Origin of the sequence: Flammeovirga aprica JL-4, assembly GCF_012844305.1 — a bacterium.
In the GTDB taxonomy this organism is placed as follows: Bacteria; Bacteroidota; Bacteroidia; order Cytophagales; family Flammeovirgaceae; genus Flammeovirga; species Flammeovirga aprica.
The window spans coordinates 14,292-40,364 of the sequence record NZ_JABANE010000082.1; the positions used below are offsets into that span (position 1 = coordinate 14,292).

At 36.0% G+C, this 26,073-nt stretch carries 21 protein-coding genes and 1 pseudogene; 4 read left to right on the top strand and 18 right to left on the bottom strand.

Annotation, left to right across the window (positions count from 1 at the left end):
- Positions 1-23 precede the first annotated feature (23 nt).
- The 3 genes from HHU12_RS23685 to HHU12_RS23695 form a co-directional block, all read right to left on the bottom strand.
- A complete protein-coding gene (locus HHU12_RS23685; protein WP_169659215.1) occupies positions 24-2,081 on the bottom strand; it encodes a sugar-binding protein in 2,058 nt (685 codons plus the stop codon).
- A 339-nt stretch (positions 2,082-2,420) separates the two neighbouring features.
- The gene (locus HHU12_RS23690) at positions 2,421-3,665 is read right to left on the bottom strand and encodes an MDR family MFS transporter (protein WP_169659216.1); all 1,245 of its coding nucleotides are present in this window, start codon (positions 3,663-3,665) and stop codon (positions 2,421-2,423) included.
- Between the two features lie 298 nt (positions 3,666-3,963).
- Positions 3,964-5,784 (bottom strand): PAS domain-containing sensor histidine kinase, encoded by a 1,821-nt coding sequence (locus HHU12_RS23695; RefSeq protein ID WP_169659217.1) that lies wholly within the window; start codon positions 5,782-5,784, stop codon positions 3,964-3,966.
- A 121-nt stretch (positions 5,785-5,905) separates the two neighbouring features.
- Here HHU12_RS23695 and HHU12_RS23700 point away from each other — a divergent pair, with 121 nt between their 5' ends.
- Positions 5,906-6,760, top strand: coding sequence for an urease accessory protein UreD (locus tag HHU12_RS23700; RefSeq protein WP_169659218.1), 855 nt, complete (start codon positions 5,906-5,908; stop codon positions 6,758-6,760).
- 79 nt (positions 6,761-6,839) lie between these two features.
- On the opposite strand, the gene ureG is transcribed toward HHU12_RS23700, so the two are convergent.
- The 10 genes from ureG to HHU12_RS23750 form a co-directional block, all read right to left on the bottom strand.
- Positions 6,840-7,577, bottom strand: coding sequence for an urease accessory protein UreG (gene ureG / locus HHU12_RS23705; protein ID WP_169659219.1), 738 nt, complete (start codon positions 7,575-7,577; stop codon positions 6,840-6,842).
- A gap of 4 nt (positions 7,578-7,581) precedes the next feature.
- Positions 7,582-8,241, bottom strand: a complete 660-nt coding sequence (locus HHU12_RS23710; protein WP_169659220.1) for an urease accessory protein UreF — start codon at positions 8,239-8,241, stop codon at positions 7,582-7,584.
- A gap of 11 nt (positions 8,242-8,252) precedes the next feature.
- On the bottom strand, positions 8,253-9,962 hold the full coding sequence (gene ureC / locus HHU12_RS23715; RefSeq protein ID WP_169659221.1) for an urease subunit alpha: 1,710 nt from the start codon (positions 9,960-9,962) through the stop codon (positions 8,253-8,255).
- 43 nt (positions 9,963-10,005) lie between these two features.
- The gene (gene ureA, locus HHU12_RS23720) at positions 10,006-10,746 is read right to left on the bottom strand and encodes an urease subunit gamma (RefSeq protein ID WP_169659222.1); all 741 of its coding nucleotides are present in this window, start codon (positions 10,744-10,746) and stop codon (positions 10,006-10,008) included.
- A gap of 189 nt (positions 10,747-10,935) precedes the next feature.
- Positions 10,936-11,691: an urea ABC transporter ATP-binding subunit UrtE gene (gene urtE / locus HHU12_RS23725; protein ID WP_169659223.1), complete on the bottom strand. Its 756-nt coding sequence runs from the start codon at positions 11,689-11,691 to the stop codon at positions 10,936-10,938.
- Positions 11,692-12,082: 391 nt separating this feature from the next.
- A complete protein-coding gene (gene urtD, locus HHU12_RS23730) occupies positions 12,083-12,841 on the bottom strand; it encodes an urea ABC transporter ATP-binding protein UrtD (RefSeq protein ID WP_169659224.1) in 759 nt (252 codons plus the stop codon).
- 296 nt (positions 12,842-13,137) lie between these two features.
- A complete protein-coding gene (gene urtC / locus HHU12_RS23735) occupies positions 13,138-14,253 on the bottom strand; it encodes an urea ABC transporter permease subunit UrtC (RefSeq protein WP_169659225.1) in 1,116 nt (371 codons plus the stop codon).
- Between the two features lie 118 nt (positions 14,254-14,371).
- Positions 14,372-15,982 carry an urea ABC transporter permease subunit UrtB gene (urtB, locus tag HHU12_RS35100; RefSeq protein ID WP_205959979.1) on the bottom strand — a complete coding sequence of 537 codons (1,611 nt, stop codon included), beginning with the start codon at positions 15,980-15,982 and terminating at the stop codon, positions 14,372-14,374.
- 188 nt (positions 15,983-16,170) lie between these two features.
- Positions 16,171-17,424 carry an urea ABC transporter substrate-binding protein gene (gene urtA / locus HHU12_RS23745; RefSeq protein ID WP_169659226.1) on the bottom strand — a complete coding sequence of 418 codons (1,254 nt, stop codon included), beginning with the start codon at positions 17,422-17,424 and terminating at the stop codon, positions 16,171-16,173.
- Between the two features lie 64 nt (positions 17,425-17,488).
- Positions 17,489-18,820, bottom strand: coding sequence for a hypothetical protein (locus HHU12_RS23750; RefSeq protein WP_169659227.1), 1,332 nt, complete (start codon positions 18,818-18,820; stop codon positions 17,489-17,491).
- 284 nt (positions 18,821-19,104) lie between these two features.
- On the opposite strand from HHU12_RS23750, the gene HHU12_RS23755 reads away from it, so the two are divergent.
- Both HHU12_RS23755 and HHU12_RS23760 read left to right on the top strand, forming a co-directional pair.
- Complete coding sequence (locus tag HHU12_RS23755) at positions 19,105-19,743, top strand: hypothetical protein (RefSeq protein WP_169659228.1); 639 nt, start codon at positions 19,105-19,107, stop codon at positions 19,741-19,743.
- Positions 19,744-19,834: 91 nt separating this feature from the next.
- On the top strand, positions 19,835-20,491 hold the full coding sequence (locus tag HHU12_RS23760; protein WP_169659229.1) for a response regulator: 657 nt from the start codon (positions 19,835-19,837) through the stop codon (positions 20,489-20,491).
- Between the two features lie 265 nt (positions 20,492-20,756).
- Here the strand turns inward: HHU12_RS23760 and HHU12_RS23765 are convergent, their stop codons facing one another.
- From HHU12_RS23765 to HHU12_RS23775, 3 genes are all read right to left on the bottom strand, one after another.
- Positions 20,757-22,001, bottom strand: a complete 1,245-nt coding sequence (locus HHU12_RS23765) for an IS256 family transposase (protein ID WP_169659230.1) — start codon at positions 21,999-22,001, stop codon at positions 20,757-20,759.
- A 244-nt stretch (positions 22,002-22,245) separates the two neighbouring features.
- Entirely contained in the window at positions 22,246-22,734 is a 489-nt protein-coding gene (locus tag HHU12_RS23770) for a hypothetical protein (RefSeq protein ID WP_169659231.1), read from the bottom strand.
- 468 nt (positions 22,735-23,202) lie between these two features.
- Entirely contained in the window at positions 23,203-24,258 is a 1,056-nt protein-coding gene (locus HHU12_RS23775) for a hypothetical protein (RefSeq protein WP_169659232.1), read from the bottom strand.
- Between the two features lie 186 nt (positions 24,259-24,444).
- Here HHU12_RS23775 and HHU12_RS23780 point away from each other — a divergent pair, with 186 nt between their 5' ends.
- The gene (locus tag HHU12_RS23780) at positions 24,445-24,639 is read left to right on the top strand and encodes a hypothetical protein (RefSeq protein WP_169659233.1); all 195 of its coding nucleotides are present in this window, start codon (positions 24,445-24,447) and stop codon (positions 24,637-24,639) included.
- Positions 24,640-24,870: 231 nt separating this feature from the next.
- Here HHU12_RS23780 and tnpA read toward each other — a convergent pair.
- A pseudogene (gene tnpA, locus HHU12_RS23785) lies at positions 24,871-25,290 on the bottom strand (IS200/IS605 family transposase); the annotation flags it as partial.
- Positions 25,291-25,632: 342 nt separating this feature from the next.
- Positions 25,633-25,842 carry a hypothetical protein gene (locus tag HHU12_RS23790; protein ID WP_169659235.1) on the bottom strand — a complete coding sequence of 70 codons (210 nt, stop codon included), beginning with the start codon at positions 25,840-25,842 and terminating at the stop codon, positions 25,633-25,635.
- Positions 25,843-26,073: the final 231 nt, after the last annotated feature.

Consider the following 26,073-nt stretch of genomic DNA (forward strand, 5'->3'; position numbering starts at 1 on the left):
CAGGGTGTGTAAATTAATTATTATTATTTCTTGTACAGCTTTTTCACTAAGATCCTGTCATTGGTTTCTAAATAAAGAAAATACAATCCTGATGGTAATTTTTGAAGGTCAATCACCTGCGATTGATCCAGTAATCCACTTTGCAAGTTTTGCATTTTTGAGTTGAAGATTTTATAGTTTGAAATACCCAATTTACTTTGAATATACACCTGATGACTTGCAGGATTTGGATATACTTTCAACTGTAATTCCTGCTGTAAATCTGCTGATAATACTTCATCTGTTCTTTCTGCCACAACATAAAACTCCGCTGCCGCAGTGAAAGGAATTTCTGCATTATTCTGAGCTTCTGTTAAAGCAACTATTCTTAAGAATTGTCCCGTGTGTGGTTTATCAAAAACAATTTTCTGAAGCATTTTATAATTCTCCACCAAAGAACTCCCCCAGTCTAATGTACCTGTTGCTACTGCTTCTCCCCAATCTGAAGAAGAGTTACTCAAGTATATTTCATATTCACCAATGGCCCCATTTGGTCCATACGCATCTTGACGGTTATAATAATGCAATTCTTCTATGACATATTCTGACTTCATATCAATTTGAATTTCATGAGGAATTGCCGCTTTTTGATCTCTCCATTCGGTATGCCAGAAAGTGGTCATATCATCGTCAATCGCATTTTCAGCCACTCCTTTTGTATCTTCACTGTCCACATATATCACTTCCCAATCCGTTTTAAAAGGATAGTTATAGGTCCATTCTTGAAGATAAATTGTACCAAACTTTCGTGTATCTTCTTTTGCTGCATTAATCCCTGTGTTATTGGCCCAGTTTAATTCGTTTTCAACAACAAGATTGATATCTCTATCCAAAACAGACATTTCAAAACCAATTTTTGAAAGTTCTAAGTTTGAGGCATCATCTAAAATCACAGTCCATGGAATTTTCGCTTCTAATAGGTAGCCATCTGCGGTCTTAGAAGTGGCGTATTCAAATCCATCAAAATTGATATCCTTCTTACTCCTATACTGTTTGAAAGCAGGATCTCCATAAAATAAGCGTAACATTACATCTCCTTCATCATACGCTCCGTTTTCAAGATGCTCATTGTCTTGATTAAAATAAAGTTCAATTGCATCTCCATTTTCTTTGGAAGAAGAAGCGTCAACCTCCTGCACATTGTCATCTATCACATTAGCCAGAATGTAAAGATTTTCCATATCATATGCCATTTTGAAAGTATATGACAGATCAGTTGCTGTGACAGCTTGTTCATTCACCTCATAATTCCCTTTTTCAACACTTACATAATCCCAAAGCGTTTCTTCTTCACCATCTATCACAATTTTTTCATCCAATTGCTTGATATCATATTGACGAGCTGAAGCAAATTCTCTAAAAGAGTCATCTTCACATTCCAGTTCCATTGCAGGTGTCGCATTTGCCATAGCCACAGCGCCTTTACCTTCCTGAAAAAGAGCTATTCTGTCAATAGGATGAAACTTTGATCTTCCAGAGACTTTGATTTCATACACTCCAGGAACATCAAAACGGGCGTAAACATTCATTCCATTGACCCCTGCATGTTCACCAAAACAGTTCCAAGACCATTTATTCAAATCTTGAATCCACATCTTCATAAAATGATGATCACTATTGACTTTCTTATTGGTGCTCGCTTTGATACCATAAAATTCAGCCGCTTCAACCATCAGCCAACTGTCGTTTTCTTCATCAAATTTCACCGCATTTTTACCGTTTCTTGATCTCCATTTCACGCGGTAAGTTCCCGGATTCGTAATCTGAATTTTGTAAGTAATAATACTTTCTTCTACCACACTTCCATAACTGTTTTTTCCTTGGTATTCGATATGCCCCTCTCCTAGAGCATCTTCATCAAATGAGTTGGCGACGAGCCAATAGTCATTGAGTGTGGTGTTTTCTGCTTCAAAAACTACGTAGCCATCCTTCTCTACAAATACATTTTTCTCACATTTTTCATGTGCATTGGAAAGGGTAGTAGAAAGAAAAAGTAGAGTGATAATTAAAAAGAGATTAGAATTTTGTAAGTATTTCATCATACGTTTTTTGGTTTTTGCACTGATGTGCAACAAAGCGGCAACAAACCGAACCATTTTTTCAAGTGTTTATACGGCAAGGCAAATCATATTATATGCAATACAATTTTATTGTTAATTTCAATCACGTTCATTTCATTCCTTTCAGATAATTCACTTCAAAATAGTTGGCGTTTTCGCTTTATGAATAATAGTTATATAGAGGTCAAAACTAATATTAATCACCTACTCTGAAGGTCAATAATTTAGCATATAAAAAGGGGGGAATAATTTTATATTTCTCAAATCAGTGATTTCACCAAAATGAATAAAATTACTCCCCCCAAATAAATATGATTTACTTTATTCCACTGAAAGTTGCTTTTCTTTTTTAACGGAGTTTTTATAAACTTGAAGTAATAATAGGGTAACGAGTAAACCTATCGACATCCCTACCCAAGTCATATCAAATCCTACAAAATCAACAGATTGCATTCCTAAATTATGCCCAACCAAATGAGCTATAGAGAAGGATATCGCGTATAAAGCCATGTAATCTCCTTGATTTTTTCCAATAGATCGTTGCATAGCTTCGGTATTGGATAAAGGAAAAAGTAACATTTCTCCAATTGTCAGAATCATCATTCCAATAATCAAAAAGGTTACATTCATGCTAAAAATCAATAGAATATAACTTACAATAACACAAACTACTGCAATCATCATTACGTTCATTTTAGAGACTTTTTTCTGTTTTTCAATCCAGTGCATCAAAGGCATTTCCAAAATGAAAATCACAAAACCATTACTTGAAATTATTAACCCAATAGTGGCTTCACTCAGTTCATGTACTTCTTTATAGAAAAGGGGAACTGTACTGAAATATTGGATAAAAACGAGTCCAAATAACGTCAACGAAAGAACAAATAAAAGATAAGATTTGTCTTTGTAAGGTGATTTCAAAGCAGGTGACTTTTCCTCGGTAGTTTCTTCTTTAGTGACTTTACCCACCGTTTTTTTCAATGTTAAGACAAAGAATAACATCGCTAGAATACAACTTAAACCATCAACCCAAAAAAGGGAAGCATAACCAAATGAGGCAATAAGTATTCCTCCTGTTGCAGGCCCAAATGCAAATCCTAAATTAATGGCCAACCTTACTAAGGTGATGGATTTTGTTCTATTTTCCTCTGTACAGTAATTGTTTACTGCTACAAAAAGAGGCGGTCTTAAAAGATCTGCTAGCAAAATCACGAAGAAAAAGCCTAATGCCATTTGCACAAAAGTATCCAACTCTTTGAGTACAATCAGACCGATGCCAGAAGACAATAAACTAAACACAATCACAGGATAAAACCCAATTCGATCAGTCAGTTTTCCTCCCAACCACGTTCCGACGACAGAACCCACACCGAAAGCGGTCATAATCCATCCGATTTCATTCAGAGAAAACCCTTTGCCATCGGACAAGTAAATAGACAGAAATGGGATCACCATCGCCCCAATTCTATTGATCAGTGATACTATGGATAGTATCCACACCTCTTTTGGTATACCTCTATAGATATCCAAAAAGGAACTTCTAGTTTGAGCTTTCTTTTTTAGCATGTAACAGAATTGATGGAAGTGTTAGTTTTAATTTACAGCAACAAAAGTATTTTATTCGTTAGTATTTCTGAAAGTAAAAGGGAAGTATTTTCCATCAACATTAAACAAAACCAATAAAAGAGGAATAAAATTGATATTCTAAGTACTAAATCAAAAATAAATCATAGTTAATTCTAATTTATTTTTTGTGAGTACAACTCTAAAAAACGTATTAATAGTGGTTCTATTAAAAGTTTTTTGAAGGAAGTAATCGCAAAACAATAAATAGAATTAGTATGAGATAATTTTGAATTTGTACTTAATCCAAAATCGGCACCTCCAAAGTTATATGAGTACCCATTCCTACTCCGCTTTTCAAATCCCATTTCGCACCCAACAATTCTGCTCTTTCTTTCATATTGGCTAGACCATAAGAGTTTGAATTATTATCTGAGGAAAGCATTGATTGGGTAGAGTAATCAAAACCTTCTCCATCATCTGTGATTTCCATAGTGATAAATTCAGCATCCGATTCTAGAAGCACTGTAACGTTTTCGGCATAAGCGTGTTTCATTACATTATTAAGGCTTTCCTGAAGTATACGAAACATACCCATCTCAATATTAATATTTGTTTTTTCCAGTTCGAAATTGTCAATAAACTGTATATTCAAGTTGGTACTCTGCTGAATGGAAAGTACTAAATCTTCAATAGCTGACTTCAATCCGAAATCCTCTAAAACGCTTGGCAACAATTCTCCACATATACGGCGTGACTCTCCAATAATGTTTCTAATCATGCTGTCCACATCGCTGTTTTCTTCAAAGATTTTGGGGTGTTCTTCTTCCAGCATTTCTATTTTCATTCTTAAAGAAGTCAACATCTGCCCAATGCCATCATGGATTTCTACGGCTACTCTTTTCCTTTCTTTTTCCTGACCTGCCACCATAGATTGCAGTTTTACTTTTTTCAACTCCTTCTGGTTTTCCAGTTTTTCTTTCATCAAAAGGTGCAATTCCTGTTCTGTCTTTTTACGTTTTGTAATGTCAATTCCGATTACTAAAAATTGATATAATTGTCCTTTGCTATCGATCATCGGCATCAAAGTCACCTCCAACCAAAAGTCCGTTCCATCAGAAGCTTGATCGAAAATTTCCCCTTGCCACACTTCATTTCTTCTTATGGGATCCTTAATATGATCGTAAATGATATTTTCATTATGGGTTTTCTCATTGAAAAATAATGGTCTTCCCAACAATCCGCTCATTTCATATTTTGTAACATTACAGTACTTATCATTGGCATAAATGATGTTTCCGTCTGTATCAATTTTCACAAAGTAAGTGGCTTTTTCTAAGGTGAAATTAATATCTCGAAGACTCTGATGTGACTTCTCTAGTACATTGTTTGCTACTTTTATTTCTCTTGCCAATGCACGTGCATTTTTCTCAGAATCAGTCAGTTCTTCAAATGACAAACGTATTCTTTTTGCTAAAGGTCTGAAGATAAAATAGGCCTCTAAAAGTAATAATATGATGACTGAAGCGAGTAGGTACAATTCGATTTTTTTGAGGAAAATAACGTTCTTTCGAGAGATTCTATCATAATCAAAAACGATCATTTCCATTCCTAAAAAGTAGGCTTTTTCACTGATTAGAAGCTGATCGATCTGCTCTTCTAATGCTTTTCGATCCAAAGGTTTTCGATTGGCAGGTGCTGTAATATTGACGATTTCCCAAGCTGCATCAATCATTTCTTGATATGGATTTTCTATGATGTTGAAGAGTTCGATCATATCCACATTGTGGTTTTCCGGTATATTTAGAAACTCATTACCGTGCTGTAAACTCTCATGAGTCTTCTGCAATTGCATCAAAATATTCTGAAAATCCTTGCGGTGTGTCTTGTTGCTTCTCTCACTTTCCAATAGCAATGCCAAGCGGGTTAAAGACTGAGAATTGGAGCGTAATCTTGTGGCAAAATTGATCAGGTGTGTGTCATGTAACTGATTACCCAAATAGCTTTGAATCAAGAGTTGACTAACAATAGAAATAATGGCTATAACCGATAATGCAATCGCATACATCAGGTTGTAATAGCGGATAGTTTGCTTGGTTTGAGTATCATTATTTCTATGCATAATTAATCCTTATTTTTTCAAAATTTACAAGTGCTATTTACAAAAAAAATCACTATTTTGTAGTGTAATTCAATAATTAAATTTGAATATAAATCTCAATTCATTTCTAATACTACAAACAATGACAACAAACTTAAAACTAGGCTCTTATATAGAAATAAAAAATATACAAAACACTTCTAAAGTAACGAGCCACTTCAATCAAAATCCTTTAAAAATACTATTACCCAAAACACATAACAAAGCGGTACATCTGGTAACGACCAACTACGGTGGTGGAATGGTGCAAGGAGATAATATTCAATTTACAATCAACGCTAACAAAGACACTAAAGCATTGCTTACTTCTCAGGCCAATGCCAGAGTTTACAAATCAGAAGATGGACGTTTTTGTAAGATGATCCAGAAAACTAATGTGCATGAAAATGCGGAGTTTTATCAACTGAATGATCCGTTGGTATTGCATTCTAATGGAAAATTAAAGCAATTTACTGAATTTGAATTGGGTAAAAATAGTGTTTTGTTCTTTATGGATTGGGTGCAGGCAGGAAGAGTGAGTACGGGTGAGGTTTTCCAATTCCATCATTTTTACTCTGAAATCAATATTAGAAAAGAAGGAAAAAGAGTAGTTGCTGATAAGTTTATGATTTCTCCTGGTACACAAAACTGTACTTCTCCAGCAGTCTTTTTCAAGCATACTAATTTTATTAATATCTTCTTGGTGGGGAATGAGAAAAATGAGAAAGTACAATTGATGGAGGAAAAACTAAGTACAGTCACACATCAAACAGTTCAAGCTAATATCACACAGGAACCAGAAGTGTTGGTTTCTTTTGACCGTATTAATAACGAGGTGGTTTTAGTTCGATTATCAAGTATAAATCATGACAAATTATATGATTTTATACATGAATTCTCCAAAATATTTAAATATAATTCTCTATTGAATTTCAATCCTTATGATAGAAAATTATGATTTAATTTAAGGGTAAAACTAACACTGTTTTTAAGCCATGAGACTTGAAACAGTGTTAGTTTTAATTTTAAAAAAAATATTAGTGTGTATGTGCTTCTTCCAAAGCATGTGCTTTTGCATGGAAAATATGGTCAATCACTTTGTCCACATTATAACCATGGTAGGCTTTTGCAAAAATAAACGGTCCGTTTTGACGCATTTTCGTTGCATCTCTTTCCATTACTTTCAAATCAGCATTTACTAACTCTGCAATATCAATTTTGTTGATGACTAACAAATCCGCTTGCGTGATACCTGGACCACCTTTTCTAGGAATTTTATCACCGCCCGATACATCAATCACATAAATCGAGAAGTCTACTAATTCTTTACTGAAGTGTGCGGCTAAGTTATCTCCTCCACTTTCTACAAAAAGGATTTCTGTATCTGGAAATTTCTCCATCAAATCCTCCAATGCGTTCATATTAATGGATATATCTTCACGAATAGCCGCGTGAGGGCAACCGCCTGTTTCCACACCTACAATTTTATCTGCCGGCAATGCTTCATTTCTTGTCAAAAACTCTGCATCTTCTTTAGTGAAAATATCATTGGTTACTACCGCAATGTTCGTTTTCTCTTTTAATCTACGACACAACTGTAATAAAAGGGCTGTTTTACCCGTACCTACAGGTCCTCCAATACCTACCGTAAATGCTCTTTTTTTATAATCTCGGTCTTCTTTACTTAACTCTCTGTTAGAGAAAAAACCAGGACCGTCGTAATGTTCTTGATGAAATAAGTGAGGTAATGAACAACCAGGAGTGAATGAAATCATAATCTTAATTTTGAAAAAGTTTTGTGTATAAATATTTGTGTGAGAGCTGTGCCATTTCTACAATGTAAGTGCATTTATAGGCTTGCTCTACTGAAGGTATTTGGTCAATAGTAAACGTTTCTTCGAGTTCCTTCAATAGATCGCTCTGCATTTTGTGTCCTTGCGATGGACCGAGTGTCCCTAAACGAATGATGGCACTCAATTGATCTCTGACAATCATAAACAAGTAGAGGATACAGACATTTTCTAATGAGTACCCCAACAGCTTGCAAGTGTAGCCGAAGATGATCAAAAAATCGGGATCGGTGTTTTCCACTGGCCAAAGGGCTACATCTTCACCATGCAGTTGTTTGATGGCTCTTTTCCAGTTTTTACCCAATACAACCCCTGCCTTTTTAATCGCTGGATTCAACAGCATCACATCATAGCTTTCGCATAAATGCGGTAACTCTTCTGCTTCTGCCTCAAATGCTTCCTTTACAAAAGCCATATCAAACTTGATGATTTGATGAAGGTAATCTTTCAGGTATTGGTTCAATCCTTTTACATCTGAAATGATCCCTGACTTTACGGCGTATTCTAATCCATTGGAATAGGCATAACCACCAATTGGGAAAGCGGAATCGGCTATATGTAATATTTGATATAATTCGGTATTCAACATACAACGCTTTCTTAGAATAGGTTGTATAGTTGTGCCAACGGAACTTTTGCGACCGGTTCACATGATAAATGCACACCATCGGCAGTTACTTTATAGCTTTCTGGATCTACGGTGATCTCCGGAAGCGTGCTATTCAGTTTCATGTCCTTTTTACCAATATTTCTGCAGTTTTTAATGCCTACGACCTCTTTTGAAATGCCGTATTCTTTTACATTTTCAATAGAGCTTTGAGACACAAAAACAGCCGAAGTATGTGGAGCCGCTTTTCCTTTAAAACCAAACATCGGTCTTGAATAAGATGGACCTGGAGTTGGGATAGAAGCATTCGGATCGCCCATTTGAGCTTGTGCCACAACACCACCTTTGATGATGATCTCTGGTTTTGCACCAAAGAATTGCGGTTTCCATAATACGATGTCCGCCATTTTCCCTACTTCAATCGAACCTGTCACATGTGAAAAACCGTGAGCGATGGCTGGATTGATGGTATATTTTGCCACATAGCGCTTTACTCTGTGGTTGTCATTTCCTGATTGATCTTCTTCCAAGAAGCCTCTTTGCTCCTTCATCTTTGCTGCCGTTTGCCACGTTCTTGTGATCACTTCTCCCACACGCCCCATAGCTTGAGAATCGGAAGCAATAATGGATAATGCACCCATATCATGTAAAATATCTTCTGCAGCAATAGTTTCCTGACGAATTCTTGATTCTGCGAAAGCAACGTCTTCAGGGATATTTTTATCTAAGTGATGGCACACCATCAACATGTCCAAGTGCTCATCAATCGTATTGACTGTAAATGGTCTTGTTGGATTGGTCGATGATGGAATTACGTTCGGGTCACCACACAACATGATAATATCTGGTGCGTGACCTCCTCCTGCACCTTCGGTGTGATAGGTATGAATAGTTCTATTTTTCAAAGCGGCTTTTGAGGCTTCCACAAAACCACTTTCATTCAGTGTGTCAGTATGAATACAGATTTGAACATCCATTTTATCTGCTACACTCAAACAGTTGTCAATTGCTGCTGGAGTGGATCCCCAATCTTCATGCAATTTCAACCCGCAAGCACCCGCTTCTATTTGCTCTTCTAATGCTTCGGGATGCGATGTATTTCCTTTTCCTAAGAAGCCGAAGTTCATCGGGTAATCATCTGTGGCTTGCAACATCATGCGGATGGCAAATTTCCCTGGAGTACATGTGGTCGCATTAGAGTTGGTCGTTGGACCTGTTCCGCCACCTAAGAAAGTAGTAACACCCGAAGCCAATGCTTCATCGATTTGTTGTGGACAGATATAATGTATGTGCGAGTCAATTCCTCCTGCGGTGATAATTGCCCCTTCTCCTGCTACTACATCGGTACTCGCTCCTACAATCATATCAGGGTGAACACCGGGCATAATATGCGGATTTCCTGCTTTACCAATGGCATGAATTTTACCATCTTTTATACCAATATCTGCCTTGATAATACCTGTGTAATCGACAATCAGTGCATTGGTGATTACCATATCCAATACATCTTCTCGGCGTAAGCCTGAAGCTTGCCCCATGCCGTCTCTTAATACTTTCCCCCCTCCAAACTTGCATTCTTCACCATAAACGGTGTAATCTTTTTCTACTTCAATACAAAGGTTTGTATCGCCTAAATATAATTTATCGCCAGTGGTGATGCCGTACATATCGGCGTAAGCCTGTCTGCTAATTTCTTTTGCCATAATCGTTTTTGTTAATTGATCGAATTGAAAGCTATTGGAAAACCTAAACCGTTTTGGCTAGTCTTTCTTTTATTTCCTCTTCCGTCACCTGATCTACTGGACCGTTTACGATGTTGTTTCCTCCGTAAATGATCTTTTGACCAGCAATCTCTACCAACTCCACTTTTTTATTTTCTCCTGGCTCAAAACGGATTGCGGTTCCTGCAGGAATATTGAATCGATAACCTAGTGAAGCCATTCGATCAAAAGACAATTGAATATTAGCATCAATAAAGTTGTAATGAGAACCTACCTGAACGGGGCGATCACCCATATTAGTTACGTCTAGCGTGATGGTTTTTCTGTTCTCATTGAGAATAATGACTCCTTCTCCTAATTCCTTTTTACCCGGTAAAGGATTGGATACATTATCCATTTCAATTTTTGTTTTCGATTTTGTCAGACCAGAACCGTATAAAGCCCAGTCGTTGTCAAGGTTTTCGTCGCAAATAGGTGAATGTACTGTAACGAGTTTGGTGCCATCCATAAAAGTACCTTCAATTTGTACTTCATGGAGCATTTTTTCCACACCGGGCATTACATCATCAATGCCTAGTATTTTCTTTCCTCTATCCATTAATTCTGCCACGGAAGCACCTTCACGGATAAACTCCAATAGTTGAGTGGAGATGAGAGCGACTGATTCGGGGTAGTTGAGTAATACACCTCTAGCGTAGCGTTTTTGTGCTACTACACCAGCATTGTGCAACATCAATTTGTCTATTTCTTTCGGACTTAGATGCATGTTAGTTGTTTTTAGTACTAAGACAAAATTATTTAATACTAATTCTATTTATTGTTTTGCGATTACTTCCTTCAAAAAACTTTAAATAGAATCACTATTTGTTCGTTTTTTAGCGTTGTACTCACAAAAAATAAATTAGAATTAATTATGATCTATTTTTGGCTTAGTACTTAGCTTAATGAAAATTGTCTAAACTGATAAGTGCTGACGAATTCTATCGGCATCAATAGTACTTGCTTCCATTTGTTCAATGACCTTACCTCTATCCATAATATAGAAGTAATCAGAAATTCGTAATGCGAAATCTAGTTTTTGCTCTACTAAAACTACAGAAATTCCTTTTTCCAATGCAAGTTTTTTCAGAATATCTCCTATATCCTGCGTAATTGAAGGCTGAATTCCTTCTGTGGGTTCATCCAAAAGCAACATACTTGGTCTTCCGCATAATGCCCTCGCTATGGCTAATTGCTGTTGTTGTCCGCCACTTAGGTTTCCTCCCGGTCGGTTTCTAAAATCTTTTAAAATGGGAAATAGCTCGTAGATTTCGTCTTCTGGAATTTTCGCTTTTCTATCTGTACAAGCATCCAAACCAATCAATAGGTTTTCATAAACGGTTAATTTCGGAATGATTTCTCTTCCTTGAGGTACATAGCCAATTCCTGCTTTTGCTCTTTTATGTGAAGGAAGTTTTGAGATGTCTTTCCCTTCAAATTCTATAGCTCCACTTTGAACATTAAGCAGCCCCATAATGGTTTTTAAAGTAGTCGTTTTCCCTACTCCATTTCTCCCCATGATGGTGGTTACTTTTCCTTTTTTAGCTTCTAATTCTGTTCCCCAAAGCACTTGGCTTTCTCCATAAGAGGTTTCAAGGGCACTGACTTTTAAATGTGTTTCGAGTTTATTCCAATAGGAAGTGATTTTATTTTCTGTGGCTACGAGTTCCATTTTATTTCGAGATTAAGTGAGTATTTATTAGAAAGATGGTGGTCAATACTTTCAATTGTGAGGTACCTAAATTTTTGACATTCTACTTCCAAACTTCTTTCTTCTTCATTTTGTCTTGAAACAAAACGAAGCAAAAATTCAAGGCTTTGAAGTCAAAAGCTAAATTCCATTCCTTTCGCCTAAATGATTTTAAACTCGCTGCGCTCAAACAGCAAAATCATTTTTAACGGCTCATTCCATGAAATTCTTAACGCTTTTCCCTTCAAGGCCAATGGAAGTACTACCAAACTAAAAGGGTAGAAAGTTCACTGGCGCGAATGTTAAGCGTTAGCGTCATTCGTGTTCTATTGATCAAAAGAAATCTCCTGATTTCTAGGTACTATTATTAAGTTTAAGCAGAACGTTGGGCCTGCACCGAATCAGGTGCTCCCAAATAGCAATCAATAACCTGTTGATCGTTTTTAACTTCCTGAAAAGTACCTTGTGTCAAGATCGATCCTCGTACCAAAACGCTTACTTGATCAATGGCGATTTGCTCTACAAATTTCATATCATGCTCAATGACAATAACACTATGAGAGTTGCTCAATTCACACAAAAGGTTACCTGTTTTTTCTGCTTCGGAGTCTGACATTCCAGCGGCAGGTTCATCAATCAACATCAATTCTGGGTCTTGCAGTAAGACTATTGCTATTTCCAACCACTGCTTTTTACCATGCGATAAAGAACCGGCTATTTTATTTAAATCACCCTGCAAACCTACCTTTAAAGCGATTTCATGGATTTTATCTAAGTGCTCTTTTTTTGTTTTGTAAAAGAAAGTGGAGATGATATCCTTTTTGACTTTCAACCCTAAAAGCATATTATCAAAAACCGACAAGCCCGTAAAGACTGTTGGTTTCTGAAACTTTCTCCCCACTCCCATTTCAGTAATTTTCACTTCACTCCTACCAATCAATTCCTCTCCTTTGAATAGGATTGACCCTTCATCCGGTTTTGTCTTTCCACAAATTATATCCATAAAAGTAGATTTCCCTGCCCCATTGGGACCTATCACTACTCTCAATTCGTTTTCTTTTAAATCAAAATGATCCAATTTCAAAGCCTGTACTCCTCCAAAAGCCACGCTTAAGTTTTTTACTGATAACATCGTTTTTTATTTAAGTTAAGTTCTTGATAAAAATTCCGTACATGGGGATTGTTGTAAAACCTATTTTTCATTCACCATATCGCAAGTGTTAAGCCGATAGGCGTCACTTGTGATCATACTTTGGCGAAGTCTCCTGACTTCGAAATGAATGAAAATGTGTTTTTTATATTCGAAGTCGGGAGACTTCGCCAATGATCAGTTCCAAGTGACGCTTGCGCTTAACACTTGAAACATGGTAATTTTCTTACCATAACTATAGTTTTCCCACTTGCACTCAACACATTTCCTTCAAGTACTTAGGCTGAAACATTTATTACTTTATTCTCCACTTCTTCTGCTTCTTTATTGTTTTTATTAGAAGCAAAAAATGTCTTTATATAGGCTTGAATTTGTTGGAATAAGCCGATCATTCCTTTATCTAAATACAATACTGTAATCACGAACAAACCTCCTAAAACATATAACCATCCTCCTGGTAAAATAGAGGTGAAAATACTGTAAAGTAAGTTGACTACGATAGCTCCTAACACGGCTCCTTTCAAGTTTCCTCTTCCCCCCAAGGCTACCCAAACGATCATTTCAATGGAAGCCTGCACATCCATTCTTCCCGGAGTGATAATTCCAGTTTGTGGTAAATAAAGCATACCACCAATTGCCGCAATCACTGAACCGATCATAAAAATGGTAATCTTATACGCTGATACGCCATAACCTGTAAAACGCATTCTTGATTCACTGTCTCTGATGGCAACCAAGCCCTTTCCGAATTTAGATTTTGTAAGGAAAGAAGAGTAGATATAAATCAAACATAACACGATAAAACTGAGGAAGTATAAACCTAGTTTTGTGGATGTTTCTCTAAGGTCAAACCCTAATAAATATTTGAAGTCTGTTAAGCCGTTGGTACCCCCGAGCATTGTTTCATTTCTTGAGAATAAAAGGAACATCGCCAAAGCTAATGCTTGTGTAATGATGGCAAAATATACCCCTTGAATACGGCTTCTGAAGACGAAGAATCCGAAGATTAAGGAAAACAATGCCGGCACTAATAATGAAAGTATAAAGGCTAATGGAAAAGATGAGAATGGAGCCCAGAATGCGGGCAATTCAGTGACCTGATTCCATTCCATAAATGCCGGCAATTGATGTCCTTCGGGTAAATTGGAAAGGGTCATATACATACCGATTCCATAGGCACCCAAACAAAAGAAGAAGGCTTGCGTCATACTTAGCACCCCCGTATATCCCCAGATCAAGTCGATTCCAATGGCGGCTATGGCAAAGCAAAAATAGCGACCCCACAAGGTCATGGTATTCGTTTCGACAAATCCTAAGAGATTGCCCAAAGGCATAAGTATTAGAAACAAGCCTATGAAGACTAAATGATATTTTTTCTGAATTAATGTTTTCATGATTTCAATTTCTTTGAACACGTTTTCGGATGAAGAATTGATAATTAAGAATTAAGAGGTGGTTCGTGATATAAAGAGCAGACTTATGAGTTTCTTTCCTCTACCCTCTTAACTCAATCTATTCTTCAGACAATCTTCCTTTATCAGGAAAGAGTCCTTTAGGTTTGAACTGTAAGAAGAAGATGATGATGGCGAGCATTATTACCTTGCCGTACACTGCTTCATAAAAGGATTCAAAGATTTTGGACAATACGCCCACACCCATTGCTGAAGCAATAATTCCTACCAGTTTTCCTACTCCACCTACTACCACAATCAAGAAAGAATCTACGATATAAGTCTTTCCCATATTTGGAACTACATTACCGATCAACGTCATGGCACAACCGGCAATTCCTGCCAATCCTGAACCTAAGAAGAAGGTCATGGCATCAATTCTTTTCGTGGAAATTCCTAGACAAGCACTCATATTTCTGTTTTGAGTTACCGCTCTGATTTTCACTCCTAGTCTTGACTTAAAGAAAACGATGTAGGTCAGTCCCCCCATAAACACCGTCAAACCGATGATAAACAATCTATTGAAAGGTAAAATCAAACCGTCCATTACTTCTATACCTCCTGATAGTAATTCTGGTGATTTTACGGCTGTGATATCACCGAAAATACTTCTACAAATCTGGATCATAATCAAACTCAATCCCCACGTTCCTAAAAGGCTTTCCAACGGTTTGTTATAAAGGTGACGGATGATTAATCTTTCTATTAAAAGACCAATCAAACCTGCCGTGATAAATGATAATGGTAATGAAACCCAGAAATAACCTTCAAACCATGAAGCGGGCAAATAGGAAATAAAGCACTGCTGGATAACGTATGTTGTATATGCACCGATCATTAAGAACTCACCGTGACTCATATTGATCACACCTGCCAATCCATAAATGATTCCTAGTCCTAAGGCGACTAGCAATAAAATACTTCCTAAAGAAATACCGCTGAAAAGGTTTTGAGCTGTATTGATAAATCTTTCGTGGGCTTGAATATCACTGATCAGTTCACTTGCGAGAATGTAAGACTGATCTTGTGGTGCATTTTCTTTTTTCTTTAAATATTGTTCCAAAGGATCTAACATTTGATCCGAGGCTCCTTCACCCAATTGAGCCAAAGCATTCATCTCCAACTGCTCCTCTCCACTTAAAAGCCAAATGGTATAAATGGCTTCATTTCCTGCTACTTTGACTTTTTCATCCCTTTCTGTTTTCAATTGTTCCGTCAGAAAGGCCACATCCTCTAAAGTACCTGACTGCTTAAAGCGTTGGTAAGCATTGAGCTTGCTTTGAGCAACAGGAGTGTACAATTGTGTATATTTTGATAAAGGACGAAACTTTAAAATATATTTTCTTGAGAGTTTTAATGGTGTTATTCCTGCCACATCACCCTCTGCTTCTTTAAATTCAGGATATACTTCATAGTATGATTTAATACCTGGAAACAGGGTGTATGCTTTCGTTCCTTTTACATAAAGTCTTTTTTCTAATACGGCACCAATGAGTGCGTAGGTATGGGGTGTTTTAGTTTCTACTAAGAAGTTAACGGCGCTGTCTAAGCCCGTTTTATTATTGGATAATAACGTCTGTACACTGTTTTCTACCGTTTTCTCAAAAGAATAGGCAGTAAAGGAGAGGGTTCCTAAAATCAACGTTAGGAACAGGAGTTTTGATTTTAACATCAGAAAAAGATTAAGTGATAGAAATGTGAGATGTGAGTGAAGTACTAATTACAATTCTTGATGTGAGAGGAGGTCATAGGCTTTACGATCACCTATGACCTAGAACTATTGACCACAGTTCTACTCACTTAAGTAGGAAACCATAAATAGTTGCTATAAATGCTTCCCTACTTAATTCTTCAATCTAACTACATAGCAAACTTGCTAAATGGTTCTGGCACCACGAGATCGTCTGTTCTTGAAATAATATCAAACTGACCATCTGCACGAATTTCTCCAATAAGTACCGGCTTCGACAAGTGATGATTATCAGGGTGCATTTCTACATATCCGCCTGGTGCTTCAATCGAGAGACCTGATAAAGCTTTGATCACTTGGTTCACATCTGTTGTTCCCGCTTTTTCAACTGCTTTTTTCCATAAGTATATACCTGCATACGACCAGTGAATCGGATCGTCCGTTACACGAGATTCACCGCCATGCAATCCATTTTCTTTACAATATTTTTTGAAGCTTTCCACAAACTTGAAGTTCTCCGGTGTTTTTACCGATTGGTAATAGTTCCATGCCGCCAAGTGACCTACTAAAAACTCTGTATCCATTGCTCTTAATTCATCTTCTGCTACTGACATGGCCATGATCGGGCAAGTAGATGCTGATAAACCTTGGTTGGCGAATTCTTTATAGAAAGGAACATTACTGTCACCGTTGATTGTACTCAATACACATGCATCACCAGAAGAAGCAAAACGCTTGATTTTTGACACAATAGTTTGGTAATCTTGGTGGTGGAATGGTGTGTATTCTTCAATGATATTTTCTTCAGGAACTCCTGAATCCAATAAGAAGTTCTTTAAAATTTTGTTGGCAGTTCTTGGGAATACATAATCCGTACCCAATAAATAGAACTTTTTATAGTTGCCACCCTCTTCACTCATCAAATATTCTGCTGATGGAATCAACTGTTGGTTTGGTGTAGCACCTGTATAAATGATGTTTGGTGATTGCTCTTGCCCTTCGTATTGTACAGGGTAGAAAAGTAGTCCTTTGTATTCTTCGTAGACTGGCAATACTGATTTTCTTGATACTGAAGTCCAACAACCAAAAGTTACATCTACTTTATCTTTCACTAAAAGTTCTTTTGCCTTTTCGGCGAATAGATCCCAATCCGAAGCCGGATCTACGATCACAGGCTCTAATTGTTTTCCTAAAACACCACCTGAAGCATTGATTTCATCAATTGCCATCATTAATACATCTTTTAATGACACTTCAGAAATGGCCATTGTTCCACTCAATGAGTGCAATACGCCTACTTTAATTGTTTCTTGTTTTTCTGCTACAGTTTCTGAATTGGAAGAAGCTTTTTTATTGGCACTACAGCTAAAAAATAGGCCGATTATAAAGATTAGAAGACAGTGTCTGTTGATGATACGTTTCATAGTTAAATTATTGTTTGTTCAAAAGAATTATATGAGATGTTTTTGTTTCCGATTTACGTTTGATTTAGAAGACAAAGATTTGAGCTTGAAGCCATACTTGACCGTAAGTTTTTGATTCGTCTGTTGCGGCTACAGTTTTAGTTGTTGTAGTATACGATAGTCTAAGGTTGGTATTATAGCCATTGAACCAATAGTTTACACCCCCGCCGAAGACAGTAGTTGAATTGTACTTATTGAAGTCAGAAATACTTTCACCGTTACCGATTTGGTTGCTTTCAGCATTCATCCCCTGACGCTCATAACGTAACCAAGGTTGTAATTTAAGATCCTTAAAGTAATATCCCAACTCCATGAACTGTGTATTTTGCGTAGGGATCATTGTTGCAAAAGAATATTCGTTTTCTGGGTTGTTTCCTCCTGAAATATAAGAGTATGCACTATTTAGTGTGATTGATCCTGCATTTCCTAAAGGCATATCCATAAATACATCAATACCTGCCGCTAAATAATCACCTTGGGTATCAACACCACCACCAATAGAAAGTGTTTTCCCTTTTCCTAAGTTAGTGCCTGAGTAGTAGAAGCTTTTATCCTCATCTAATACATTGTATACCAAACGACCTACTGTACGAATTGGTGAGGAAGTTGTTCCTTCAAAATTTGTTCTGCCTGAGAAGAAACCTAAACGGTATTCCAATTTATTATTCGCTAGGAAACCTCTGAAGTTCACACCCAAATCTCTACCGAAATTACCTTGCAATGGACTGTCTGGAAATAAGTTATAAGGGTATTGGTAATACGTAAAATCATTGGCCATTAAACCTGCTGCTCCTTGAAGACCGTTTCTGTTATGCGACACCAATTGCAGACCACCAATCACAGAAAAGTAATCATTGAAAACATGCTCATACTGACAGTCTAAAATAATAGGTGTCACAGCTATTTGCTTTCCACCACTTGCTGTAGATGCTCCGTTGATGGGCATTGGAATCTCCGTTTCCATAAAGAAATTACCCTTTTTGGTCAATTGAGCACCGACCATGATTCTTGCTCTGTACACTGTAAAGTCAGATTTCCATTTATCTGCTTCAGGACCTGCCGGGTCTCCACCAAAGGCATAACCGTTTTGCTGGCTTCCTGCAAACATATGAATGATTGCTCCTACTGAAAAAGAAGGTTTAAATTCTTCTTCCTTTTCCTTTTCTTCATTGTCATCAGTGCTTGTTGCAAAGATGCTTTTTGTTTCATTTTTCTCCGCATTGATTTCTTTCAGCAATGATATGTCATCATTAAAATGTAAGCTTGCCGATTGTTTCGATTGTGCTGCAGCACTAAAGTTCACCAAAAAGAAAGTTAAGAGAGAGACTGTAAAAGTTAAGTAGTTGGTTTGTTTCATAATGTAAATTGTTATTTTAAATTACTTACGTAACAAACGTACGTAACAATACCTATCATTCCAACACTAATACTAAAAATTACGTAATTACAGTTCAAAAACATTTAAAAGCCTGCTATATCGCAGATTTTAATAAAAACAGACATTCATTTCGATATTTATCAAAAAACAGCATATTATTATTACATTATGAAATATAAAAGAAATTACATTACTTAGTATTTTCAAATACACAATTCAACTACAATATAAATTACGTAAGTAATTAAAATTTAAAATTAAGTATGCTGACAGAAAGCTTTCCTCTTTTATTATCCGCTTTAAGTATAGGAGTTATTCACACTATTTCAGGCCCAGATCATTATATGCCTTTTGTGGCATTGGCTAAAACCAAAAACTGGAGCACTGCCAAAACACTCAATGTAGTCGCTATCTGTGGCATTGGTCATGTGATTGGCTCTATCACACTAGGTCTTTTGGGTGTTGCATTAGGATGGAGTGTTTCCAACCTTGAAATTATAGAAGGTCAAAGAGGTTCAATTGCTTCATGGTTTCTATTGATTGCAGGTTTGCTATATGCCGTTTATGGGATTTATACAGCCGTTAAAAACAAAACTCACTCACACGTTGACACCAAAAAGTCACTTTCATTTTGGGTTATCTTTATCATTTTTGCTTTTGGCCCCTGCGAACCGCTCATTCCTTTATTAATGTACCCTGCCGCACAGCTCAACATTTATCTTCTGGGTGCCGTTACATTCGTTTTTGCAACAGCTACCATAGGTACAATGCTCACAAGTGTATATACTTTGACAAAAGGAATTTCATTAGTCCACTGGCACAAATTAGAGCGTTTTAGTCATTTGATTGGAGGGGCTACGATCATGATGTGCGGTGCAGGAATGGTATTTTTAGGATTATAAGGCTTGTTGTTTTTATGCCAAGGCTCATTTTTTTACCTTTGGAAAAATATTTTTTTGTTTACTTTCATACAAAACTAATCGAAACGGCCTCATGTTAAAGCATAGAATTTTATTAGTGGATGACCATGAAATTTTTAGGAATGGTGTAAAACAACTTGTCAATAAAGAAGAAGACCTGGAAGTTGTCGCTGAAGCTAGTAATGGTGAAGAGGCGATTCCGTTGGTGGCAAGCCATCATATTGATGTGGTCATTATGGATATTTCCATGCCTAAAAAGTCGGGATTAGAAGCGGCAGAGCTATTACTTTCAGAATCTAAAGACACACGTATTTTATTCTTGTCTTTATATGATCGAGAAGATTATATCATACAAGCCGTAAAGGTGGGTGCTTGTGGTTATATTCTGAAAGATGAATCGAATAAAACATTTTTAAAAGCCATCAGAAAAGTGGCGGCAGGAAAATTCTACTTCTCCGGCGACACTAGTGATATTATTGTGAAAAGTATCAGAGAAGATAAATTTGGTTCATCGTCTACCGCTAAAACACAAAATACCGTCAGTCTTTCGAAAAGAGAATCACAAATTCTAAATCACTTAATGGAAGGTCTTGACAATAAAGAAATCTCAGAAATGCACTCTGTCAGTATTCGTACAATTGAAACGCACCGCTTGAATATTCTAAGGAAGTTGAGTGTAAAAACGATTGAACAGGCGATAGAAAAAGCAAAGAAGCTGGGGATTGTTTAAGACAATCTTGCAGCTCCTTATACTGCTCAAAATAGATGAAAAGATCAGGGAGTGTCAGATGAACGCTGTCTCGTTTTTCTTCTGAGCTTTTAATTTACTTCTTATTTCTCAATAAAATTTCTTTTTTCGAGAAGATCAACTTTATGATACATTTTAAAGTGATATTTCATTTTTGACAAGGGTGACGACGTAGGAGTCAATTTATTTTCCCTTTTCAAAACATGAAGTATCGCTTTATTTTTGTGTCAAAAAGTAAACCTTCTGATTAAAGATCGATCGGCATTCTGTCTCCGAATTTGATCCTTAATTGCTGTGCCGTCATTGCCCAATTTTTGACAGGCATTGTCCATTTTTTACTGATATTATTCAGTGCTAAATAGATCAATTTAAGTACCGACATATCATTGGGGAATACACTTTTGTTTTTGGTAACCTTGCGAATTTGTCGATGAAAACCTTCTACCGCATTTGTGGTGTATATCATTTTACGGATCATAGGATCATAACTGAAATAGGCACTTAATTCCGACCAGTTGCGTTGCCATGATTCTATGACAATAGGATACTTCTTTCCCCATTTCTCCTCTAAATTGAGCAATTCATCTTCTGCAATTTCCTTATTCATGGCCTGATAGACGAGCTTCAAGTCTCTCATAAATTCTTTCTGGTCCTTAGAGGCTACATATTTGATTGAACCTCGTACCTGATGAATGACACACTTCTGAATCTCCGTGGCCGGAAATACACTGAGAATAGCCTCTGAGAAGCCTTTAAGGTTATCTGTGCAGGCGATTAGAATATCTTCAACACCCCGGCTTTTGAGGTCAGTAAGCACCTGCAACCAAAAATTTGCTCCTTCGCTTTCAGAGATATACATCCCAATCAACTCTTTCTTACCTTCTTTATTGAGTGCCAATATGTTATAAACAGCACGAGATTCTGTACGTCTATCTTCTCCTTTTACCTTAAAATGAATAGCATCCATCCAAACAATAGGGTGGTAAACACTATCAAGGGCTCTATTTTGCCATAGCTTTACCTCAGGGGTGATCCTGTCAATAATTCCAGAAAGTGTCTGATTGCTGATAGATACATCATACAGTTCCTTGATATGCTCTGAAATATCGGCTAAACTCATTCCTTTTGAATAAAGAGAAAGAATTTTTGGTGCCATATTATCTGCAAGGACAGTCTCTCGTTTTGGGATAATACTAGGTTCAAAACTAGAATTACGGTCCTGAGGAGTGGTAACCTCTATTTCGCCTGCAATGGTTTTGACGGTTTTACTCCTTTTACCATTACGTTTGTTCTTAGGTGCTTTTTTATCTCTTGATTCTTCCTCTAAATGAGAAGACATTTCGGCATCAAGTGCACTATCTAAAAATTGCTTTAATAGAGGTGTGAAAACACCGCCTTCACCGGTAAGTGATTGACCGGATAGAAGTTGTTTTAGTGCTAAGTCTCGCATTTGCTGAAACTCAGCACTTTCTTTTGAGGATTGCTTTGCCATAATTTTCAATATATAAAATTTAAAAATTACGGACAGCGTTTATTTTATACTCTCATTTTTTTTTGTAACTACTTTTTGAAAAATTTCTGATACTTTCTTTTTGTTCTTTAGCATATTCTATATATACCTCTTCACTTAATATTTCAAATTCAATATCCCTATTTTTTAAGTGTAACTTAATTTTTTCTTGAGCATATACCTCAAAAAGTACAAAAGTCACCATCCAAATTGACAAAGAGCTTTTTCATTTTATTTTGATTTCAGTTAAAACTATATTGTTGTAAGTATAATCTGCAGGTGCAAAAATTGGGTTGCATATTTGTTTCAAACTCCCTGTAAATAGAACATTTACAGCTCCTTCTACTTGTTGGTCATCTTTACGATACATACCATACACATTACTAAAACTATAGTTATCTATTACAGGTATATTTTTAATTGAACTTACCATATCGTCATTGCAGACTATTAGATGATGAACGCAGTTCCCACAATTTTCTTCAGCTACAATCAACCAATATTTATTATTGTTGAAATTATTACCATTTATATCATTCTTGTAAAATATAACCCCTTCATAACTGATTAACTCATCAGAGGTTGTATTTGATTCACAACCACATGCTGTAATATCTTGATCTTGTTTGCATCCATACAAAAATATCAATAATAGTATACAGAACTTTTTCAATAGAAAATGAGAAGGTAAAAAGTTAATTATGCCGTAAATCATAACTTGCAAAGTTTTTAATAGTTAGAAAACAATTAAATTTGTTTCCTTTACCCATTAGACTTTGGGATAAGATTTATGTAACCATTCTCGTTAGTTAATGTTTGTAAACTACCTGTGTAAGGTGATTTAAAGGTTCTGCGACATATATTGATTTACAATGGTAAAAGAGTTTAAATTAGCTTTATAAATTCATCCTGCACATTGTTTTCAAATAATGTAATAATGCTTTGATTGATTGAAGGGGCTTAACTTAATATCCGAGTAAATGTAACTATTCCAAAGAGTCTAAACCACTTAATTCTCAAATAGCACCTCATAAGTCTATAGATTAAAGCATATAACGCTTATTTGTCCTTGAATTCTTACTTTACAACATTTTACCATATTGAAGTCACATCCAGATATCAATTCAAAAAGGAAATTATCTTTTCCTTAGGTGAGTAATGTGTGTTTCTATCTAAAGAATTATTAAAGTTTCTTCCAATTTTTATTTATATCAAATATCAGAAGACTGATCAACAGCGTGATTATACCATAAGAAAAGAAATATTCAAGATGTTTTCTTCTCTTTTCCTGCTCCCGTTTTTCGGTATAATCCCTTTTCATTACCGATAACAATTTTTCATCACTAGAATTGAAAATAATTTGCTCTTCTTGTTTGTTCTCTTTTTTATTCTCTCTTTCAGTACCCCAAAATTTATTTAAAGCTCTTCTGACACCAAGAGAACCCCTATTTAACCTTGAAGCATCATAACTAATATAAAAACGTTCTTTTGATATACCATCGATTCTTCCTGAGTAGTTTTTAAGATGTGACCGTGCCTTCTCTATATACCCTAAATCTTCTTCAAGGATAGCTATCTTCCTCAAAATAGTGCTTTTAAGAATATCACACCTGACATTGACAATTCTAGCAGTCTTATTGATATATTCCAATGCAGTATTCAAAGCAACTTTTGCTTTATTATCCTGATCCAAATCCTTCAAAATATCAGCTTTCAATAAGTAAGATCTGGAAATATAGAAATTCTCTAATATTTGGTAGTAAAGTGTTAGGTGGTCGATCCCTTTTTGTTCTCTGTAATGGATATAGCTCTTGATAGTCTCTAATGCTTCGTGGTATTTCTTCTGTCGGTATTCTCCTACAGCAAAAGCATATAGATAGCTTGATTCCTTCCTTTGCACCAGTGTATCAAGATGAAGGTTGCCGTTCATTGCGTGGTATAGAATCAAGTTTATTTCCTGCATGTCTGTGTGATTCGGATACGATGTATTAGTTAGCGTATAGATTGCTTTATCAAATCGTTCCTCTAAAAAGAATTTATGAGCTTTTTCTGTTACCATTTTGATAGGTATATCGTTATATTGAAGCTTGTAAATATTTATAGAATCCTTCATTCCCACCTGATTGAAGTGTACTGTCAAATTATACATGGTATTACGCTGTGTATTTTTGTAGTCTGACTTATATCGATAGGCCTTGACATAATGATAATACGCACTATCAGAGTTAAGTAGATACATTGCATAAATGTACCCTATACGATAATGAGCATAGGCCTTATAATCGTAACTGCTGGTAGTACTTAATACTCTATTATATAACTTTACAGCTTCAATAAACTGATATTTTGTGTAATGTTCTTTTGCTTGTTTTAAAAGTTTTGTATCATTACAAAAACAATTTAAATAACATGTTAAAATTAAAAAATGAAGTTTCATAACAAACTATTAGTTTTGGGTGTTTTATTTATTGGTTTATGGAGTTGTAATACTATAAATCAAGAAGTAGCTCCCTATGTAGAAATGAATAACCAAACTATGGATCCGCCTCCAGACCCTGATGATGGGTATCCAGAAACAGAATCAAAAGTAGTTTTAGACTCTGACGAGGACGTTTATTAACGTGAAAAAGGCTATCCAAATTTTCAGACAACCTTTATCTACTTCAATCTACTAAATAAGGTATATAGATACCTCCTAATCATTAGATCTATAAATCTGTGATTTTCCACCACGCAAATATATTTTTATTTGTTAATAAAACATAACTAGCAATTGTGAAAAACTAAACCACTCTGCACTGAAAGTACAGAGGTTTTAATGTAGGACTAAAAGTCTTACGCTCATTCTCTCTTATTCCAACATAAAGTTGGAATTATCGTTCGTATCGCTCCTGTGATGCTCCAAATAGTCGTTGACCATTTGGTCTATTACGTTAACTGTACTCCAAGCTCCATAACCTCCGGCCCAAAAGTGTTTACCCCAATAACGTTTTCGTAAATTCGGAAACTCCTGCTGAAGAAGTCGAGAGGTTCTTCCTTTCATTCGCTTTAGTATTTCACTCAAGCTTTTATTCAGAGGATATTCTATATGAACATGATCCTTACTTAGTACCCCTTTCAAAATTTCAATTCCTTCTGCCTCACATATTTGTATTAGAAGTGATTTACAACAATGTTGAACATTTCCAACCAATAGATGATAACGATATTTGGTCGCAAAGACAATATGAAAGGTCAACCGAGTTACAGTATGATGCCCTTCTCTATATTCTTATGTCATAAGACTCAAAATGTAAGTAGATTTTTTCGAAATACTAAAGTTCTGCACTGAAAGCCCAGGGTTTTAAACCCATTTCTGAGACCAATAAACCTCTGTACCGACTAAAATTTAGTCTTCATATCTCTTTTAGTTGTTGTGTAACATTTTTAGATGGACATCCTTTATTTTTAGGGGCGTCCATTTTTTTAACTACGTATTAAAATTAGTTCTTCAAAGATAAAGTTCAGAAATGAATAATTGTAAGAATGTTCCTCCTTTTTCTAATAACCTATCATTCGTATAAGTACGAAGTACGCATCCATGTATGATATTAGTTTTGTAATGTTTATTTGCTTACTGAGGTATCTCAACGGCATTATATTTTGAGTCTTGAAGACTGCTTTTTAACGTTTCAAGGTTTTTTTGATCGATGAAAAAATCAATTTCATATACGTGGGTATTATTGTGCTCGATTACCTTGAAATCATAATCATTGATCAAATCAAATAAATATTTTTCAGTCCCCCCTTTTCCTTCGATTAATAATGTGTGTACCTCTTTCATAACTTCTTTTTATATACTTCTGACTAGCAAACCGCCCAGTAACTCCTCAGTATAATTCCTTGGATAGGTCTATCACCCTGACCATCTATATTGACGTTCAACTCTTACATAAACTCTATCACTTATAATAATACTTTGACAAGCTCGGATTTTATATTTTTCCTCTTCTGTAAGTTTTTCTCTTTCCGCTCTTTGCTTTTCGTCATAAATAAGAATGATATCTCCACCGAA

Coding starts and splice junctions, on each gene's coding strand:
- HHU12_RS23685 (WP_169659215.1), bottom strand. CDS start 2,081: ATGATGAAATACTTACAAAATTCTAATCTCTTTTTAATTATCACTCTA.
- HHU12_RS23690 (WP_169659216.1), bottom strand. CDS start 3,665: ATGCTAAAAAAGAAAGCTCAAACTAGAAGTTCCTTTTTGGATATCTAT.
- HHU12_RS23695 (WP_169659217.1), bottom strand. CDS start 5,784: ATGCATAGAAATAATGATACTCAAACCAAGCAAACTATCCGCTATTAC.
- HHU12_RS23700 (WP_169659218.1), top strand. CDS start 5,906: ATGACAACAAACTTAAAACTAGGCTCTTATATAGAAATAAAAAATATA.
- ureG (WP_169659219.1), bottom strand. CDS start 7,577: ATGATTTCATTCACTCCTGGTTGTTCATTACCTCACTTATTTCATCAA.
- HHU12_RS23710 (WP_169659220.1), bottom strand. CDS start 8,241: ATGTTGAATACCGAATTATATCAAATATTACATATAGCCGATTCCGCT.
- ureC (WP_169659221.1), bottom strand. CDS start 9,962: ATGGCAAAAGAAATTAGCAGACAGGCTTACGCCGATATGTACGGCATC.
- ureA (WP_169659222.1), bottom strand. CDS start 10,746: ATGCATCTAAGTCCGAAAGAAATAGACAAATTGATGTTGCACAATGCT.
- urtE (WP_169659223.1), bottom strand. CDS start 11,691: ATGGAACTCGTAGCCACAGAAAATAAAATCACTTCCTATTGGAATAAA.
- urtD (WP_169659224.1), bottom strand. CDS start 12,841: ATGTTATCAGTAAAAAACTTAAGCGTGGCTTTTGGAGGAGTACAGGCT.
- urtC (WP_169659225.1), bottom strand. CDS start 14,253: ATGAAAACATTAATTCAGAAAAAATATCATTTAGTCTTCATAGGCTTG.
- urtB (WP_205959979.1), bottom strand. CDS start 15,982: ATGTTAAAATCAAAACTCCTGTTCCTAACGTTGATTTTAGGAACCCTC.
- urtA (WP_169659226.1), bottom strand. CDS start 17,424: ATGAAACGTATCATCAACAGACACTGTCTTCTAATCTTTATAATCGGC.
- HHU12_RS23750 (WP_169659227.1), bottom strand. CDS start 18,820: ATGAAACAAACCAACTACTTAACTTTTACAGTCTCTCTCTTAACTTTC.
- HHU12_RS23755 (WP_169659228.1), top strand. CDS start 19,105: ATGCTGACAGAAAGCTTTCCTCTTTTATTATCCGCTTTAAGTATAGGA.
- HHU12_RS23760 (WP_169659229.1), top strand. CDS start 19,835: ATGTTAAAGCATAGAATTTTATTAGTGGATGACCATGAAATTTTTAGG.
- HHU12_RS23765 (WP_169659230.1), bottom strand. CDS start 22,001: ATGGCAAAGCAATCCTCAAAAGAAAGTGCTGAGTTTCAGCAAATGCGA.
- HHU12_RS23770 (WP_169659231.1), bottom strand. CDS start 22,734: ATGATTTACGGCATAATTAACTTTTTACCTTCTCATTTTCTATTGAAA.
- HHU12_RS23775 (WP_169659232.1), bottom strand. CDS start 24,258: ATGTATCTACTTAACTCTGATAGTGCGTATTATCATTATGTCAAGGCC.
- HHU12_RS23780 (WP_169659233.1), top strand. CDS start 24,445: ATGAAGTTTCATAACAAACTATTAGTTTTGGGTGTTTTATTTATTGGT.
- HHU12_RS23790 (WP_169659235.1), bottom strand. CDS start 25,842: ATGAAAGAGGTACACACATTATTAATCGAAGGAAAAGGGGGGACTGAA.